10 protein-coding genes and 2 pseudogenes are annotated in these 18,154 nt (G+C 71.4%); 2 read left to right on the top strand and 10 right to left on the bottom strand.

The window, feature by feature from the left end; genetic code table 11:
• Nucleotides 1–204 precede the first annotated feature (204 nt).
• Complete coding sequence (locus tag ACWCPI_RS24650; protein ID WP_451040151.1) at nt 205–1,953, top strand: GAF domain-containing protein; 1,749 nt, start codon at nt 205–207, stop codon at nt 1,951–1,953.
• A gap of 312 nt (nt 1,954–2,265) precedes the next feature.
• Here the strand turns inward: ACWCPI_RS24650 and narI are convergent.
• The 6 genes and pseudogenes from narI to ACWCPI_RS24620 all read right to left on the bottom strand — a co-directional run bounded on the left by narI (nt 2,266) and on the right by ACWCPI_RS24620 (nt 11,232).
• Nucleotides 2,266–3,035 (bottom strand): annotated as a pseudogene (gene narI, locus ACWCPI_RS24645) (respiratory nitrate reductase subunit gamma).
• Nucleotides 3,032–3,703, bottom strand: coding sequence for a nitrate reductase molybdenum cofactor assembly chaperone (narJ, locus tag ACWCPI_RS24640; RefSeq protein ID WP_451040150.1), 672 nt, complete (start codon nt 3,701–3,703; stop codon nt 3,032–3,034). The pseudogene narI and the gene narJ overlap by 4 nt, the downstream one beginning before the upstream one ends.
• Nucleotides 3,700–5,430 (bottom strand): nitrate reductase subunit beta, encoded by a 1,731-nt coding sequence (gene narH / locus ACWCPI_RS24635; RefSeq protein WP_451040149.1) that lies wholly within the window; start codon nt 5,428–5,430, stop codon nt 3,700–3,702. Before narH ends, narJ begins: the two co-directional genes overlap by 4 nt.
• Nucleotides 5,430–9,114, bottom strand: a pseudogene (locus ACWCPI_RS24630) (nitrate reductase subunit alpha). The gene narH and the pseudogene ACWCPI_RS24630 overlap by 1 nt, the downstream one beginning before the upstream one ends.
• 309 nt (nt 9,115–9,423) lie before the next feature.
• Nucleotides 9,424–9,897, bottom strand: coding sequence for a hemerythrin domain-containing protein (locus ACWCPI_RS24625; protein WP_451040148.1), 474 nt, complete (start codon nt 9,895–9,897; stop codon nt 9,424–9,426).
• A 51-nt stretch (nt 9,898–9,948) separates the two neighbouring features.
• The gene (locus ACWCPI_RS24620; RefSeq protein ID WP_451040147.1) at nt 9,949–11,232 is read right to left on the bottom strand and encodes an MFS transporter; all 1,284 of its coding nucleotides are present in this window, start codon (nt 11,230–11,232) and stop codon (nt 9,949–9,951) included.
• Between the two features lie 289 nt (nt 11,233–11,521).
• On the opposite strand from ACWCPI_RS24620, the gene ACWCPI_RS24615 reads away from it, so the two are divergent.
• Nucleotides 11,522–11,944, top strand: coding sequence for a pyridoxamine 5'-phosphate oxidase family protein (locus ACWCPI_RS24615; protein WP_451040146.1), 423 nt, complete (start codon nt 11,522–11,524; stop codon nt 11,942–11,944).
• Between the two features lie 91 nt (nt 11,945–12,035).
• Here ACWCPI_RS24615 and ACWCPI_RS24610 read toward each other — a convergent pair whose 3' ends face one another.
• The 4 genes from ACWCPI_RS24610 to ACWCPI_RS24595 form a co-directional block, all read right to left on the bottom strand.
• Entirely contained in the window at nt 12,036–13,055 is a 1,020-nt protein-coding gene (locus tag ACWCPI_RS24610) for an Acg family FMN-binding oxidoreductase (protein ID WP_451040145.1), read from the bottom strand.
• A 555-nt stretch (nt 13,056–13,610) separates the two neighbouring features.
• Nucleotides 13,611–14,057 (bottom strand): hypothetical protein, encoded by a 447-nt coding sequence (locus ACWCPI_RS24605; protein ID WP_451040144.1) that lies wholly within the window; start codon nt 14,055–14,057, stop codon nt 13,611–13,613.
• Nucleotides 14,057–16,687 carry a multicopper oxidase domain-containing protein gene (locus ACWCPI_RS24600; protein ID WP_451040143.1) on the bottom strand — a complete coding sequence of 877 codons (2,631 nt, stop codon included), beginning with the start codon at nt 16,685–16,687 and terminating at the stop codon, nt 14,057–14,059. The genes ACWCPI_RS24605 and ACWCPI_RS24600 overlap by 1 nt, the downstream gene beginning before the upstream one ends.
• The gene (locus ACWCPI_RS24595; protein WP_451040142.1) at nt 16,668–17,942 is read right to left on the bottom strand and encodes a TIGR04053 family radical SAM/SPASM domain-containing protein; all 1,275 of its coding nucleotides are present in this window, start codon (nt 17,940–17,942) and stop codon (nt 16,668–16,670) included. Before ACWCPI_RS24595 ends, ACWCPI_RS24600 begins: the two co-directional genes overlap by 20 nt.
• Between the last annotated feature and the right edge of the window lie 212 nt (nt 17,943–18,154).

Raw genomic sequence — 18,154 nt, 5'->3', positions numbered from 1 at the left:
CGGAGCGTGCCGCCGTGCGGCGGGGTCGGCTGCTCGGCTACGCGGGTCGAGCGGCCAGGCTCCGCCCGGAACGGCCCCCGGGCGGAGCCCGAAGAATCTTGACTACTGGGCGGCCCCATGTGAAACACGCGTTCGCATGTCCGGCAGGGCCGTTCGGGCATGATGGGGAGGGTGCTGGAAGGCACCTTTCTGGAGGGAGCGGGAATGGCGGAGAGTCCGGCGCAGGGGCGGAAGGGCGGTCCGGCGGCGCCCCACTTGCGGCTGGATGAGCTGCTGGAGGGTCTGCAGGCACAGGTGGAACAGGTGCGTGCGACCCGGGACCGGGTGCACACGCTGCTGGACGCGGTCCTCTCCATCGGCACCGATCTGGATCTCGACGTGGTGCTGCGCCGGATCACCGAGTCCGCCGTGACCCTGGTGGACGCCCAGTACGGGGCCCTGGGAGTGCTCGGCGAAGAGGGGAAGATCCGGCAGTTCATCACGGTCGGTATGGACGAGGGCACCATCGAGGAGATCGGGCACTATCCCGAGGGCAAGGGCATCCTCGGGCTGCTGATCCGCGAACCGGAGCCGCTGCGCCTGGCCGACCTGGGCCGCCATCACGACTCCGTCGGCTTCCCCGCCGGGCATCCGCCGATGACCACGTTCCTGGGGGCGCCGGTGCGCGTGCGCGACCAGGTCTTCGGCAACCTGTACCTGACCGACAAGCGCGGCGGGGCGGAGTTCGACGAGGATGACGAGGCGGTTCTGCGCACGCTGGCGGCCGCGGCCGGCGTCGCGATCGACAACGCCCGCCTGTACGAGGACTCCCGCCGCCGGGAGCAGTGGCTGGCGGCGAGCAGCGACCTGACCCGCAGCCTGTTGTCGGGCACAGACCCGGACCAGGTGCTGTACAAGGTCGCCTCGACCGTCAGGGCTCTGTCCGGAGCGGATCTGGTGACGCTGGCGGTGCCGTTCGATGGCGGCGACGAGCTGGTGATCGAGGCCGCCGACGGTGAAGGTGCCGAGCAGGTCCAAGGGCTGGTACTGCCGGCTACCACGCTCGCCGCGAAGGTCTACCGATCCAACGAGCGGATCACCAGCAGTGCGCTGTCCGACGAACCACAGGCCGGGGGCGGCTCCGCGGCCAAGATCGGCCTGGGGCCCGGATTCCTGCTCCCCCTGGGCGGCGGCGAGCACGTGCTGGGGGTTCTGCAGGTCGCCAGCCTGGCTGGCGGCACAGAGTTCTCCGAGGCCACCATGGCCATGATCAGCAGTTTCGCCGACCAGGCCGCACTGGCCCTGGAGATTGCCGAGCACCGGCGCGAGGCCGAGCACCTGCTGGTCCTGAGCGACCGCGACCGGATCGCCCGCGACCTGCACGACCTGGCCATCCAACGGCTGTTCGCCTCCGGGCTCACTCTGAACTCGGTGCTCGGCCGCATCTCCGACCGGCCCCAGGTGGCCGAGCGTGTGCAGCGCGTCGTCGACGACCTCGACGACACCATCAAGACCGTGCGCGGCACGATCTACGCACTGCGCGAGCGCGACCGTGCCGACAGCCGCGGCGGTCTGCGCGGGAGACTGCTGGTCGAGACCGATCAGGCCGCCGCCGTACTCGGCTTCACTCCTGCCCTGCGCATGACCGGCCTGCTGGACACCGATGTCCCCGCCGACCATGCCGAGGCCCTGCTGGCGGTGCTGCGCGAGGCCCTCTCGAACGCGGCCCGGCACGCACACGCCACCGCCGTCGAGGTCACCGCCGAGACGGACGGCAGCCGGCTCCACCTGCGCATCGCCGACAACGGCACAGGTGTCGACCCGGCCGTCACCCGCCGCAGTGGCCTGGACAACCTCCGCAAGCGCGCCACCGACCTCGGGGGCAGCTGCACTCTCAGGCCGAACGATCCCACCGGCACCATCGTGGAATGGACGGTGCCCCTCTCCGTACAGGCGGAAGGCAGAGCCCTGTAGGTCGCCGCCTCGCGAGGAGCCGCTCCACTGGGCGCCCGAGTCCTCCTGCCCCGCGCCTTCCGGCAACGAACACAGCGACTCCTCGCATGCGGCGGGTGTGGCCGAGTGGCTCATCCCCTGCTGAAGGGGCCGTTGGGCCCGGCAGCCCCGGCCGAATGCCCGACCCCTTGCAGCGCTCCCGTCTGCGATCGGTACGCCGCCTTTCTGGCAGCCGCCACCGCCACCGGTGACGGCCGCCCTGGCACTCGGCTTCATCAGCTCCCTGGACGGCGGCCTCACCCACTCGGGCCGCGCGGCGGTGGACCATGTCGCTCATGACCCCACGCGTTCCCAGCCACGGCGCGGAGGGCGGGCGCCGAGCCGGGCATCGCGGCTGCGGTAGACGATGTAGGGGCGGGTCAGGTAGCCCAGCGGTGCGGTGAGCATGTGAACGAGGCGGGTGAAGGGCCAGGCCGCGAACAGCAGCAGGGCACTGATCGCGTGCAACTGAAACAGCACCGGGGCGCCGGTCATCAGGTCCGGATCGGGCTGGAAGTAGAAGATCGTCCGGAACCACGGCGAGATGGTCTCGCGGTAGTCGTACCCTCCGCCGACGACGTTCGCGGCTACGTGGCGGCCAGGCCGAGCACGATGGTCACGGTCAGGGAGACGTACATGGCCTTGTCGTTGCGGGTGGTGGCGGAGAAGACCGGACCGACGGTGCGACGCCGGTAGATCAGGATGGCCAGCCCGCCGAGCGTGGCGACGCCCGCGATCGTGCCGAGGACGACGGCGCCGATGTGGTACGTGTGCTCGCTGACCCCTGCCGCCTCCGTCCAGCTCTTGGGGATGACCAGGCCGCCGATGTGGCCGAGGAGCACGACGAGGATGCCGAAGTGGAACAGCGGGCTGCCGATCCGCAACAGGCGCCGTTCATAAAGCTGGGAGGAGCGGGTGGTCCAGCCGAACTTGTCGTAACGGTAGCGCCAGATGTGGCCGAGGACGAAGACCGCGAGGGACACGTAGGGCAGGACGACCCACAGCAGGATGCCGCCGGTGCCTGCCTCCGCCGCCAGGGTGAGGGGCTGCGCGGGCGCGCTCATCGGGGACCTCCTACGACGGGGTCGGGCAGGAACACGGGGGACGCGTACGGGTCGCGGCCGACCTGTTCCTCGGGCGGGCCCTGGGCGGCGAGGCGCATGACGGCTTCGCGGTCGTCGCCGGCGAGGACGGGCAGGGTGGCCGAGACGGAGTCCAGCACGTGGACCCAGGGCGAGCCGTCGTCGTTCAGGGCCAGACGCAACAGCTCCAGCCCGGCGCGGTGTTCGGTGAGCAGGCGCGCTCCCGTGCCCGGGTCGGTGGCGGCGAACTCCAGGACGACGGCGAGATGGTCGGGCAGTTCGTCGTCGCTCAGGCGCCAGCCGGCCGCCGCGTACGTCTGCTTCAGCCGCAGCAGGGCGACGCCGCGCTTACGGGTGTCGCCGTGCGCGTAGTACGTCAGGTACGGGCAGCAGCGTTTGCGGTGGTCGAAGGTGGCGACGTAGGCGGTGGCCAGGTCGGCGGTGGCGGTCTGCTCGGCGTGTGCAGTGAACCGGAGCAGGGGGTGGGCAACCGGTTCCGGCAGGGTGGCGGCGACCCGGCCGGCCAGGGTCAGGCTCTGCTCGAACTGCTCGTCGGGGTAGGCGAGCAGCAGGGACTGGGCCTGCCAGGCACAGGGGTGCCAGTGCTCGGTGCGGGCTGTGCGCGTGGTCTTCCTCGTGCGGGCTTTCATGGCTTCGGCTCGGCCTCCCCGCCGCTGCTGGCGCCGGCACCGCTGCCGCCGCCGGATGATGGGTCCGGGAACAGGCCGGGCGGGGAGCCCTTGCCGTCCCAGTTGAGGAGATTGACGCGGGTGGCCTTGTCGGTGGGCATGGCCGGGGTGTCGGAGGTCTGCCGGTCGCGCAGGGCGTGGAAGTTCTCCACCGCGATCGGGGCGGCGCCGCCGGAGGTCTCGCCGAAGGGGCCCGAGCCTCCCATGCCGGGGCCGCCCTCGTAGTCGAGGCTGCACTCGGTGGCGAGTTCCTCCAGCTTGTGGGCCTGTTCTGCGTGGGCGGGCGGGATGACGTACCGCTCGTCGTACTTCGCCAGGGCCAGCAGCCGGTACATGTCGTAGAGCTGCTCGCCGGTCATGCCGACCGACTGCGGGATGGTGTCGTTCGGCTCGCGGCCGAGGTTGATGTCGCGCATGTACGAGCGCATGGCGGCCAGCCGGTGCAGGACCGCATCCACGGGGGCCGGGTCGCCGGCCGAGAACAACTGGGCGAGATAGTCGACGGGGATGCGCAGCGAGTCGACCGCGGCGAAGAGGTTGCTGTGGTCCTCGGCGTCCTGGCCGGTGTCACGGACGGCGTCGACCACCGGGGACAGCGGCGGGATGTACCAGACCATGGGCATGGTCCGGTACTCCGGGTGCAGGGGCAGGGCCACCTTGAACGTGTTGATCAGGGCGTGGATCGGGGACCGCTGGGCGGCCTCGACCCAGTCACGGGGGATGCCCGCCTTCTCCGCCTCGGCGATCACCTGCGGGTCGTTCGGGTCCAGGAAGACCTGCCGCTGGGCCTCGTACAGGCCGGTGTCGTCGGGGGTGGAGGCGGCTTCCAGGACGCGGTCGGCGTCGTAGAGGACGAGGCCGATGTAGCGCAGCCGGCCCACGCAGGTCTCGGAGCAGACGGTGGGCAGGCCGACCTCGACGCGCGGAAAGCAGAAGGTGCACTTCTCGGCTTTTCCGGTGCGGTGGTTGAAGTAGATCTTCTTGTACGGGCAGCCCGTGACGCACATGCGCCAGCCGCGGCAGCGGTCCTGGTCGACGAGGACGATGCCGTCCTCCTCCCGCTTGTAGATGGCCCCCGAGGGGCAGGAGGCCGCGCACGACGGGTTGAGACAGTGCTCGCAGATCCGCGGCAGGTAGAACATGAACGTCTGCTCGAACTCGAACTTGATCTTCTCCGAGACCTCGTTCAGCAGCACGTCCTTGTCGCCGTGGTCGGACGATCCGCCCAGGTCGTCGTCCCAGTTGGCCGACCAGGAGATCTTCATGTCCTTGCCCGTGATCAGGGACCTGGGGCGGGCGACCGGGGTGTGCTCTTGCAGTGGCGCGTTGGTGAGGGTCTCGTAGTCGTAGGTCCAGGGCTCGTAGTAGTCGTCGAGGGCCGGGAGTTTGGGGTTGGAGAAGATCTGGATCAGCTTCTTGAACCGGCCGCCGGCCTTCAGCGCAAGGTTGCCCCGCTTGTTCAGCTCCCAGCCGCCCTTCCAGGTGTCCTGGTCCTCGTAGCGGCGGGGGTAGCCCTGGCCGGGGCGGGTCTCGACGTTGTTGAACCAGACGTACTCGACGCCGGTGCGGTTGGTCCACGCCTGTTTGCAGGTGACCGAGCAGGTGTGGCAGCCGATGCACTTGTCGAGGTTCATCACCATCGCCATCTGGGCCATGACGCGTCCGATGGTGGCTTCGCCACGGGGCATCAGTAGGTCACCTCCTGGTTGCCGCGGCGGCGGATGACAGTGACCTCGTCCCGCTGGTTCCCGGTCGGTCCCAGATAGTTGAAGGCGTACGACAGTTGCGCGTAGCCGCCGATGAGATGACTCGGCTTGATCAGCAGGCGGGTGAGGGAGTTGTGGATGCCGCCGCGCCGGCCGGTGGTCTCGGTGCGCGGCACGTCGATGAGCCGGTCCTGGGCGTGGTGCATGTAGACGGTGCCCTCCGGCATGCGGTGCGAGACGACCGCGCGGGCGGCGACCACGCCGTTGCGGTTGACCGCCTCGACCCAGTCGTTGTCCTTCACTCCGACCTTGGCCGCGTCCTGCGTGCTCATCCAGATCGTCGGCCCGCCACGGGACAGGGACAGCATGAACAGGTTGTCCTGGTACTCGGAGTGGATGGACCACTTGTTGTGCGGGGTCAGGTAGCGCACGGTCACGCCGAGTTCACCCGTCTCACCGATGTGGGGTTCGTCGAACAAGGCGTGCATGTTCAACGGCGGCCGGTACACGGGAAGCTGCTCGCCCAACGCGGTCATCCAGTCGTGGTCGAGGTAGAAGTGCTGCCGCCCGGTGAGGGTGTGCCAGGGCTTGAGGCGCTCGACATTGACGGTGAACGGCGAATAGCGGCGCCCGCCGGTCTCCGAGCCGGACCACTCGGGGCTGGTGATCACCGGGACGGGGGCGGCCTGGGTGTCGGCGAAGGTGATCTGTTTGCCCTCGTGCTCGGCGGCCAGATCGGCCAGTCGGATCCCGGTGCGCGCCTGCACGGTGCGGAAGCCCTGGGTGGCCAGATGGCCGTTGGTGGTGCCGGACATCGCGAGGATCGCCTCGCAGGCGTGCACGTCGCGGGCGATCGACGGCCGGCCGTCCGCCGCTCCGCCGCGCACGGTACCGTTCTTGTGCCGCAGGTACTCCAGCTCGCGCTCCAGCTTGAAGGTGACTCCCTTGGTGGTGGCGCCCAGGCTGTCCAGCAGCGGGCCGAGGGCGGCCATCTTCTCGGCGACGGCACCGTAGTCACGCTCGACCGTGATCAGCTTGGGCATGGTCCGGTCGGGCACGGGTTCGCACTCCCCCGCCTTCCAGTCACGGACCCGGCCGTGCGGGTTGGCCAGCTCGTCCGGGGTGTCGTGGAGCAGCGGGGCGGCGACCACGTCCTTGCGGACGCCGAGGTGGCCGGCGGCCTGGCGGCTGAACTCCTCGGCGAGGGTGTGGAAGGCGTCCCAGTCGGTGCGGGTCTGCCACGGCGGGGCGATCGCCGGGTTGAAGGCGTGGACGAACGGGTGCATGTCCGTGCTGGACAGGTCGTGCTTCTCGTACCAAGTGGCCGCGGGCAGCACCACGTCGGAGAAGACGGTCGTGCTGGTCATGCGGAAGTCCAGGCTCAGCAGCAGGTCGAGCTTGCCCTCCGGGGCCTCCTCCCGCCACACCACGTCACGCGGGCGGGCATCCGGCGGCGCCTCGGCTGCCCGCACGGAGGCGTCGGTGCCCAGCAGGTGCTTGAGGAAGTACTCGTTGCCCTTGGCCGAGGAGCCCAGCAGATTGGCGCGCCACACGGTGAGCACGCGCGGGAAGTTCTCCGGGGCGTCCGGATCCTCGCCTGCGAACCCCAGCCGCCCGGCCTTGAGCTCCTCCACGACGTGCTCGGCGACCGGGCGGCCCGCGGCCTCGGCCTCGTCGGCCAGATCGAGGGGGTTGCGGTCGAACGTCGGATACGACGGCATCCAGCCCATCCGCGCCGACTGCGCGATCACATCCGCCGTGGCTCTGCCGGCGAACGGGCCGCCGGACCCGGCCGCCGCGAGAGTGTCGGCGGAGAACGGGTCGTAGCGGAACTGGTCACCGTGCAGGTACCAGTACGCGGTCTGGATCATCAGCCGGGCCGGACGGTTCCAGTCGGCAGCGGTCGCGATCGGAGTAGCCGGTGATCGGGCGGACCTTCTCCTGCCCGACGTAGTGGGCCCAGCCGCCGCCGTTCACGCCCTGACAGCCGGTCAGCGTGGTCAGGGTCAGGAACGCCCGGTAGATGGTGTCGGAGTGGAACCAGTGGTTCGTCCCCGCGCCCATGATGATCATCGAACGGCCGCCGGACTCCTCCGCGTTGGCCGCGAACTCCCGGGCGATCCGGGCCGCCTTCTCCGCGCCCACGCCCGTGATGGCCGCCTGCCAGGCGGGGGTGTACGGCTGGGTGGCGTCGTCGTACGAGGTGGGCCACTCCCCCGGCAGACCGTCGCGCGCCACCCCGTACTGGGCCAGCAGCAGGTCGTAGACCGTGGTCACCAGGCGTCCGGCGACCCGGCGTACCGGCACGCCTCGCCGCAGCCGGCCGGCGCCGCCGTCGGGGGCGTCGAAGCGGGGAAGTTCGACAGCGACCGGTACCTCGTCGCCGCCCTCGGCGGAGAGCCGGGGCCGGGTGTCGCCCAGGTCCAGGTTCCACTTCCCGGCACCCGCATCGCCGTAGCGGTCGCCGAGCGTTCCGTTCGGCACCACCGGTTGCCCGGTGGCCGCATCCAGCAGCACGGTCCGGAACTCCGCGTGCTCAGCCGCGGCAGCCTCGCCGCCGAGGTCGGCGGCAGTGAGGAACTTGCCGGGCGTGTACGTGCCCGGCTCGCCCTCCGCCTCGTCGAGGGTGACCAGGAAGGGGAGATCCGTGTACTGCTTGACGTACTCGGTGAAGTACGGCGTGAACCGGTCTACGAAGAACTCCTTGAGGATCACATGCCCCATGGCCATCGCCAGCGCCCCGTCGGTGCCCGGCTGGGCTGCGAGCCACTCGTCGGCGAACTTCACGTTGTCCGCGTAATCCGGTGAGACCGCGATCACCTTCTGGCCGCGGTAGCGGGCCTCGGCCATCCAGTGCGCGTCCGGGGTACGGGTCACCGGCAGGTTGGAACCCCACATGATCAGATAGCCGGCATCCCACCAGTCCCCCGACTCCGGTACGTCGGTCTGGTCGCCGAACATCTGCGGTGAGGCCACCGGCAGGTCCGCGTACCAGTCGTAGAAGGACAGCATCGCCCCGCCGAGCAGCGAGTAGAAGCGGGCCCCGGCCGCATGGGAGACCATCGACATCGCCGGGATCGGCGAGAACCCGGCCAGCCGGTCCGGGCCGTACTCCTTGATGGTGTGCACGTGCGCGGCGGCGACCATCTCGACCGCCTCGTCCCAACCGGCCCGCACCAGGCCGCCCTTGCCGCGCGCCCGCTTGTAGCGGCGGGAGCGCTCCGGGTCGGAGACGATGTCCGCCCAGGCTGCCACCGGGTCACCGCCGAGGCGGGCCTTGGCCTCGCGGTACATGTGGAGCAGTACGCCCCGTACGTACGGATACCGCACCCGCGTGGGCGAGTAGGTGTACCAGGAGAAGGCCGCTCCGCGCGGGCAGCCGCGCGGCTCGTACTCCGGCCGGTCCGGGCCCACCGACGGGTAGTCGGTCTGCTGGGCCTCCCAGGTGATGATGCCGTCCTTGACGTACACCTTCCACGAGCATGAGCCGGTGCAGTTCACGCCGTGGGTCGAGCGGACCACCTTGTCGTGCGACCAGCGGTCCCGGTAGAACTCGTCCGCCCGGCGCCCGCCCTTTCGGTGCAGCGTGCGCAGATCCTCAGAGACCTCTGCCCGGGTGAAGAACCGGCGGCTGCGCACCAGCGCCTCCGCCAGCTCGCCGTCCATGCCCGCCCGTGCCTGGCTGGTTTCCGTGCCCACCGTGCCACTCCGCCCCGGGCGTCCCGGCCCGTTCGAGTCGTGATCGAGTCTGGCCGCACACGACTCTACGACCGCAATCCCCCCAAAGGTCAACAGCCGCACCACAAGCGGGCAAAACAGGGCCCGTGGAGATCGTCAGCGCGCCGAGGCGGTTACCCGGGTTCCACAGGGCCATGCCGGGAGGTGCCGTCCCGGCAGGCAGCCCGGCCGGGCCGAAATGCAGTGCACAGGCGGCCCACCGCCGGATCTGTCCGGCGGTGGGCCGTGCATGAGCGGTCAGGCAGCCGGCCGGGACAGGGCCCTGCCTGCCTCTGCGCGCGCCTTCTCCACCGCTTCCCACTCCTCGGTGCCGAGGGTGGCGAGCGCGGCCGGGAAGACGCCGTCCTGTTCCTTGAGGATGTGCTCGCGCAGCAGGTCGAGGGTGTCGATCAGCCGGTCCGGCCAGCCCGGGTCGGTCAGGAACGGTCCGTCCGCCTCCGCCAGCACCGCTTCTATGCGGCGGTGCTCGGCCTCCAGCGCGGCGATCTGCTCCGGGAACTCCGTGGCCATCGCGGGGAACAAGCCGTGCTCCTCCACCTGGGTGTGGGGGCCGAGCACGGAGGTGATCTCGCGCGCGAGCTCGGCCATCCGGGTGATCGCGCCGTCACGCCGGGCGTCGCGTACGTGGCTGATGAGGTTCACGACCCTTTCGTGCTCCTGGGTCAGTTCGTCGATGGTCTCCAGCGCCTGGCAGCCGCAGTACTCGCACACCGGTGATGCTCCTTATCGGTTGTTCAGTCCGTCGTTCTCAGCCGGGCGTTCTCACACGGTGGTGTGCGCGGTGCGGTGCCGGCGCCCACGGCCGGTGCGCGGAGCCCGGTCACCGCCGTGGACGGCGGTGCGGACGCCGGTGAGGGTGTAGGCCAGCGCCGCCGCGGCCACGATCGCGAGCAGGGCGAGACCGGCCGCGTACGTTCCGTACTGCCCGTACAGCGAGCCCATCACCAGCGGCGGGAGGAAGCCGCCCAGCCCGCCCGCGGCGCCGACCACGCCGGTGACCGAGCCGACCTGGTTCGCCGGGGTCAAGAGGGCCACCAGGGCGAAGGTCGCCCCGCTGCCCGCGCCGAGCGCTGCGGCCATCGACAGGAAGGCGATCGTGCCCACCGGGGCCAGGACCGGGGTGAACGACTGCACGACCGCTCCGGCGACCACCACGCTCAGCGAGCCGGCCAGCACCCGGACCGGGCCCAGCCGGTCGGACAGCCAGCCGCCGACCGGGCGCATCGCCACCGCCAGCAGTACGAAGCCGGCCATGCGGTTCGCGGCGTCGGCCTGCGTCAGGCCATAGCCGGTCTTGAGATAGGTGGGCAGGTAGACGGAGAAGGCCACGTAGCCGCCGAAGGCCACCGCGTACAGCGCGGACGCCTGCCAGGTGATGCCCAGACGGGCGGTGGCGGCCAGCCGGCGGCCCAGCGACTCGGTCGGCACGGTGCGTCCGGGCGCGTCGCGCAGCAGCAGCGCGGCGGACACGGCGTACGCGGCGAGCACCCCGGCGGTGATCAGGAACGGGGTCGCCATGGTGTTCGCGTCGACGAGCTTCACGGTGGTCAGGGCGCTGATCGCGGTGCCGCCCATGCCGGCGCCGAAGACGCCGATGGCAAGGCCCCGCCGCTCGGGCGGGAACCAGGCGCTCACGAGGGGCACGCCGACGGCGAAGGCGGTGCCGCCGATACCGAGGAAGAACCCGCCGATCAGCAGCGTGGCGAGGGAGGAGTGCCCGGCCAGGCCGAGGTAGAGCACCGGCACGATGGTGGCCGCCGACACGATCGGGAACATCACGCGCCCGCCGAACCGGTCGGTCAGAGCGCCCACTGGTATTCGGCCCAGGGAACCGACCACCACCGGCACTGCCACCAGCAGCGACTGCTCGAACGACGACAGGTCGAGACTGTCCTTGAACCGCGGGCCGAGCGGGCTCAGCAGCGCCCACGCCCAGAAGTTCACGGCGAAGCCGACCGTGGCCAAGGCCAGCATCAGCCACGCCTGGCGGGATACCGGAGCACCTGACGGTGAGCTGTCGCCCTTCGGCTTCAACGGCTGGACCATGTTGTCCGTCCCTTTCCTCTGGATGGTGGTGCGGCACCACCGGGATCGCAAGCACGTGGGCGGGCCCCTTGCCTGTCCGACGGCGTCCCATAACCACTGTCCGCATCCGGGCTCGCCGCCCGCATGGGCCATCCGTCCCTCCTGAGGGCCGGACCGGCCCCCGGTTCGGACCCGACTGTCCCTGCCGTGGTCCCGTGTACCCGAGGCCACCGCGTGCAGCCGCTGCTTCACAGCGAGGTAGGGCCGGTCGGCCCTACCCCGCCCAGCGCCGGCTGGGGACGATGGACCGATGTTCCAGACAGACGGCTTTCGCGCACTCGACCGGCAGGAGTGCCTGCGCCTGCTGGCCAAGGTGCCGGTCGGCCGCGTGGTCTACACCCGACAGGCACTGCCCGCGGTCCTCCCCATCAACTTCTCCCTGGACACGGACGCCTCCGTCCTGCTGTGCACCTCGCCGGAATCGGACCTGGTCCGCGCCATCGACGGCGTGGTGGTCGCCTTCGAGACGGACGAGTTCGATGCGGCGACCCGGTCCGGCTGGAGTGTGGTCGTCACCGGACGAGCCACCGTGGTGACCGATCCCGCCGAGCACGAGCGCCTGACGCAGACCGGCCCGAGCTCCTGGATGCCCTTGCGGGAGTCGGTGTTCGTACGGATCGAGTCCGAGATGGTCACCGGACGCGAACTCAAGGGAATGCCCGGCCCGCGCTGAGGCGCAGCGAGTAGCCGCTGTGCGGTGCGGCCCTCCGACACGGGCAGGCGTCCGGACAGCGCGGGCAGCGTCCCGGGCCGACGGCGGGAGGTCACTCCGCCGGCCCGGTACCCCCGCGGTGGCCCCCCATCTCCAGCGCATCAGCCACGCCGTTCGCGGACGCGCGGGGCGTACGCGCGCCGTCCGGGCCGTAGCCGAACCGGATCAACAGCTGTGGGCTGCAGCGCTTCCTCGATCCGGCCATCGCCTCCCGCAGGTCCGGCCACTCCATCGCCTGGTGCAGCATCGAGGTCCGCACCCCGTGCACGGTCGCCGTCAGCAGCAGGCGCTCCAGGGCCTGCCCCGCCCGCAGCCAGTCGTCCCGTCCGTCGTGGGACGTCCACAGCAGGGCCGCCTGGGCATGGCGCTCGAAGCGCAGGGCGGGCAGCTGCGGCACAGGCAGCGCACCGGTGAAGTCCCGCACCGGTATCCGTCCGGACGCATCCCGCGGGCCCAGGGCCGTGAAGGGAATGCCGTAGGCGGCGTCCGCACCCGGGGCGGTGATCCAGGTACGCGCCTCGGCCGCGCGGGCCGGGTGGCCGGTGTTGCGGGCCTCGGCCACCGCCGTCAGGCGCAGCAGGCGCCGCGTCGCCATGATGTCGGGAACCTCCAGGTGCGCGCCCTCAGCCCGGGCCGAGCTGATCATCTCGGTCACGATCGGGTCGGGCACGGGACGGCCCGTGAAGGGCATCCGGCTCGTGTGGCGCCGCTCGACCGCCCCGTACAGCTCGCTCAAGGACAGCTGCCCGCCCTCAACGGGGTCGGTCAACTGCACCGTGGCGAGCAGATCCGGATCCTTTGGTGCAGGCCGCAGCCGGACAACGGGCTTCCAGCCCAGGGACTCCGCGGCCACCCGGATGTTGAAGACAGCAGCGCCCACCGACAGGTACTGGGCACGCAGATGGGGATCGGTCATCGGTAGTCGTCGTCCTCGGTCGACATGAACAAGGATCGTCCTGCTGTCCGGGTCCAGGCCGAACCGCCAGGGCTGCGTGTTGTGGATCGACGGCGCCGCCACCGCCGCGGCCAGCAAGGCCTGAACGGCCGGCGCGTCGACTTCCCGGATCTGCATCACGGCTCCCTCACCGAACTCTCCTCTGTTTCGTCCACCTTGTGCCGCCGGCCCGTCGGGGACGAGGGTTGACCGGCCCTGCACTGCGGGCCGTCCGGCCTCATTCGGCGAGTGGGAAGACGCCAGGCGGCACCACGTGCCAGGAGACCAGCAGCACGCACTGCGCCTGTTCGGCCCGCGTGACGCACTCCGCGCGATCGCAGCAGGCCGGCTGGCAACCGCCCCGCGCGACTGGTCTTAGCGGCCACTGGATCCGGCAGCAGTCTCACCTCGGGCCGCCAGCCCTGGTGGACGGTGGCGAGCCGAAGGTCGAAGACCGCGGCGCCCACGGACGGGTACGGGGCGCGGTGCGTCGGGTCGGTCCGTGACAAAGTGCGCGCGTGCGCCGAAGGGACCTCCCCGGTACCTGGCTGCCGGGGTCCGGGAGAAAGCGCCAGGGCTGTGTGTCGTGGATCGACGGGGCTGCCACGGCCGCCGCCAGGAGCGGCTCCGCGGTGGCGGTGTCCGGCCGGGCTCGGGGGCGCATGAGGCCTCCTCTTTCTCTTTGACCTCGGATCAGGTGGAGGGCAGGGCGGTGGCCAGCAGGACGACGCCGAGCGAGCCGACGAGGGAGGCGACCGCCAGGACGCGGGCAAGTTCGGCTCGGCCCTTGGCGTGGGCGATGCCGTGCCCGGCCGCGGCGAGCATCACCAGGACGAACAGGGCGAGTTTGGCCGCGAGGGTACGCCCGTAGCCGGGTTCGGCGAGCGAGGCCCAGGTGACGCCCCGGTGCCAGGCCAGGGCCCAGCCGGTCGCCAACTGGGCCGGCAGGAACACGGCCCCGGTCAGCATGCCGAACCGGCGGCCGGCTGCGGCGGTGAAGCTGTCCTTGGCCTCCGGAGCGAGCAGGTGGCGGGCCAGCGGAAGGATCACCAGGGACAGGGCCAGTTGGCCGCCGACCCACAGGGCGGCGCCGGCCACGTGCACGAATCGGACCAGGGACCACCAGCCGACGGTGTCCATCAGTCGCTCACCTCGACGGTGCCGTGCGCGCCGGCTTGGGCGTGGCGCATGTCGTGGTCGACGAAGGCGTAGTGGCCGGCCCCGGGAAACGTCGTCTCGATGAAGCCGCCCTGCGCCGTGGTCAGATCCAGTACCTGCGAGCCGCCCGGCTGGTCGGGCTTGAGCAGGTAGGCGCCCTCCTTGTACACGGTGTCGAAGACGGTGCCGACGATGTGGAAGGCGATGCCGTCGGACGGCCCGGCGGCGACGACCCAGAAGCGGGCCCGCTCACCGGCCTTCACCTTCAGGGGGCGCTTGGCGTACTGGGAGGCGATGCCGTTGAACACCCAGGCGTCCGGGGTGCCATGGGTCATCTTCGCCACCTGGGCCGTGCTGCCCGGAGTGCCGAGGTAGAGCGCGGAGGAGACCAGCACGTACTCGTGGTCGACCTTCGCCAGGCCGGGCGGGTCGATGACGACGGCGCCGTACATGCCGTTGCCGATGTGCTGGAGCATGGGTGCGGTGCTGCAGTGGTACAGCCAGGCCCCGGCCTTCTCGGCGCGGAACCGGTAGACCAGGCGCTCACCGGGCTGCAGGGTGCGCATGGGCTTGTCCGGGGCGAGGGAGCCGGCGTGGAAGTCGATGCCGTGGCCCATGTCTTCGTCGTCGTTGACGAGGGTGATCTCAAAGACGTCGCCGACCTTGCCGTGGAGGGTGGGGCCGGGTGCGGTGCCGCCGAAGGTCCACATCTGCTGCTTCCTGCCCGGGGCCACTTCGACCGTGGTGTGCGCGGCGTGCAGTTCGACCTCGTGGACCGTCCCGCCGGGCGCGGGCGCCAGGTCGGCCTGGCGTGGCTTCCAGGCCGTGGAGAAGTCGGCGGACAGGTCCGGGCCGCCCGCGGTGGTCGTCTTGGAGTGGCCGTCGTGCCCGCTCGCGTGAGTGGTGTCGCCGGACGTGCTGGTGTCGCCGGTGACGACGATGTCCATGGTCATCCCGGCCGCCTTGTGGCCCGGCAGGGTGCACCACGCCTCGCGGCTCTCGGTGACCTGCCCGAGGTCGAGGGTGCGGGTGTCGCCCTTGGCGAGCATCGGGGTGGCGGGACCGTCCTCGACCTTGAGGTCGTGGCGCTGGGTGTCGGTGTTGGTGACCTCCAACCGCAGCACGGTGCCGGCGGCGACCTCGATCCGGGCCGGGCGGATGCGCATGTCGGCCAGGGTGACGGCGACCGTGCGGGTGACCCCTGCGCCCGCGGCCGCAGTCTTGGGGCCGCTTGTCCGGCTGGTCGTGTCCCCGCCGCTGTTGGCCACGAGCACGGCCAGCACTGTCAGTACGGCCCCCGCGGCGGTTCCCCACAGGACGGGGCGCCGCAGGGCACCAGCCTTGTCGTCGTCCGTGAACAGTCCCCGCCCGCTGTGCACCAGCACACGCACCACGAGAGCAAGGAACGCGCCCCCGGCCGCCGCGACCAGCAGCGTGCCCGCCGAGCCACCCGGGTCGGGAAACGGCAGCGCCGACAGGGCCACGCCCAGGTTGAGCACGACCAGGCGCGGCACCCAGCCCCGCTCCAGCACCGCCCGCAGCGAAGCCCGTTCCTCGGGGCCGCCGGCGAGCACGATGGGCAGCAGATAGGTGAGTGCCCCGATGAGGACCTGCGCGACCAGGCCGACGAGCAGGAGCAGGACCAGGGACCCGATGGCGTCCCGTACTTCGTCGAGCGGCCGTGCGGCCAGCAGCACCAGGTCCACGACCACACCGACGAGGAGCCACCCCAGGGCGGCGGCCAGCATCCACGCGGCGGCCGCCGAGATCGCGGGCCGTCGGCGCACCGTCCGGGCGAACAGGTACGCCGCGACGGCGACGCCGGCCGCGTAGAGGGCGACGCCCGGTACGGCGGCCGCGCGCCGGCCGGCCGACAGTCCGGCGACGGCGGTCAGCAGGCCACCCCCGGTCAGCAACAGCACCCGGCGCGCCAGCCGGGTGGTGCGCTCGGCCATGCGCACACCCAGCACGGTGGGCCAGAGCATGAACAGCGTGCCCAGCACGGGCAGTCCGATCCAGCCGAGGAGAGTGGCGTGCACGTGGGCCAGCTTCAGCCCGCTGTAGTGGTGCGGGCCGGCCTTGCCGGTGGCCAGCAGCCAGCCGAGTACCGCCCCGATGATCAGTGCCACCGCGGCGGCCCGGTAGTAGTCGGCGATCGGGGCGAGCCTTCCGCCCAGCGCGCCCCGGCCCATGCGGACGAGAACGAACAGGTGCGCGCCGATCGCGCTGATCAGCAACAGGCAGCCGACGCCGGTCAGGACGGGCAGGTCGGCCCACATGCCGGTGAGGACGCCGACGGCGCCGACGTCGACGCCGGCCAGCCGGGTGTTGCTCCACCGCCGGTCGGGGAGCGGGGCGTGGAGCATGGCGACGGCGAAGTGCTCGCTCCACACCACGATCGCGGTGGTGGCGGCACCCAGCAGGAACAGGTGGATGGCCAGCCAGCGTGCCGCGGGCAGCGTCTGCTGCGCGCTTGCTGCCAGCAGCGCAAGCATGACCCAGGCCGCGACCAGGGCGTGGGCGGTCAGGTGCCGGCTGCGCAGGCCGGACCCCTTGAACCTGCTGGGCGGAGGGCCACCGCCCGTGGCCGGGTCATCGTTCTTGGTGTACACGGTGCTCCTTGCCGCCCGGGGCGGCGTTCGGACTGGGACGGACGGGCACTTCCGAGTCCGTGCCGCCGATCAGCAGCGCGGCCAGTTCCCGCTGGTAGGGGAAGGATCCGGGCCGGTATCCGCACCACGGCTCCTCGGCGAACGGGTCGCCGGTGACGCCGTAGGCGCGCGAGCGTGAGCCGCCGCAGACGCGGCGGAACTCGCATGCACCGCACCGGCCGCCCAGCCGGTCGGCGTCCCGCAGCCCGGTGAACAGCTCCGAGGTGCGGTAGATCTCCGTCAGCGGCTTCTCCCGGACGCTTCCGGCGCCCAGCGGCAGGAAGCCGCTCGGGTGCACGGTGCCGGTGTGCGAAACGAAGACGAAGCCGCGGCCCGCGTTGACGTCCAGCGGCGGGCGCCGCACCCGGCGCGCTCGGGCGTCCAGACCCAACTCGGCTGCTCGATCGCGCAGTTCGCGGTAGAGCGGGCCGAGCCCGAGTACCGCCACGTGGTCGTCGCCGGTGGTGGCGAGGACCTGGCGTTGCAGGGCGACGCGGCGGAACTGGTGGGCCTCGGTGGTCTTGGCGGGAACGGTCAGGCCCACGTCGTGGACGAAGTTGAGGACGTCCTCCACCTCGCCCGGCGTCAGCGCGCCGAGCGCACGGCCACGGCCCGTGGGCACCAGGAAGAAGGCACTCCACAGCATCGCCCCGTGCTCGGCGACGAGGCGGACGATGTCGGGCAGGTCGTGCAGGTTGTGCCGGGCGACCGTGGTGTTGATCTGCACTTTCATGCCCAGGGCGCGAGCGGTGTCCCAGGCGTCCAGGGTCCACCGGAACACCCCGGGCACGCCACGGAAGGTGTCGTGGATCTCGGCGGTGGACCCGTCCAGGCTCAGCGAGAGGCCGACCGCGCCCGCCGCGTGCAGCTCCCGCAGGCGCTCCGCGGTGAGCGTCGGGGTACCGGACGGGGACACCGCGACCCGGACCCCGGCCTCCTGGCCGTATGCGATGAGCTCGGTCAGGTCGGGGCGCTGGAACGGGTCACCGCCGGTGATCACGAACAGCGGAGCGGGCTGCCCGAAAGCGGCCACCTGGCGCAGCAGATCCTTGGCCGCGGCGGTGTCCAGCTCGCGCGGGTCGCGGTCGGGCACGGCCTCGGCACGGCAGTGCAGACAGGCCAGCGGGCAGGCCCGGGTGGACTCCCAGATGACGATGAACGGCCGCTCCCCCGCGTCGTGCCGCTGGCGGCGGATGGCATGGGCGGCGACGCTCATCGTCCGGCCCTTCCCAGCGCCCTGGGGCTGTGTCCGGCCGCCCTGGAGTCAGGGCAGACGAGGCGGGCGGCCGGACGGTGACCGGCCCGGACCGTGCGCGGCACCCACCGCGAGCGGCAGCGATGGAATCGGCCTCGAGGGTGGTCGATGTGGTCGTACACGGGATACCTCCGGATCGGTCGCCGTCAGCATCCACCGGCGGCGGTGGTCGG

The organism is Streptomyces sp. NPDC001920, from assembly GCF_053594495.1.
The sequence above is the reverse complement of the archived record's forward strand: the minus strand, read 5'-3'. Positions and strand labels throughout refer to the sequence as shown.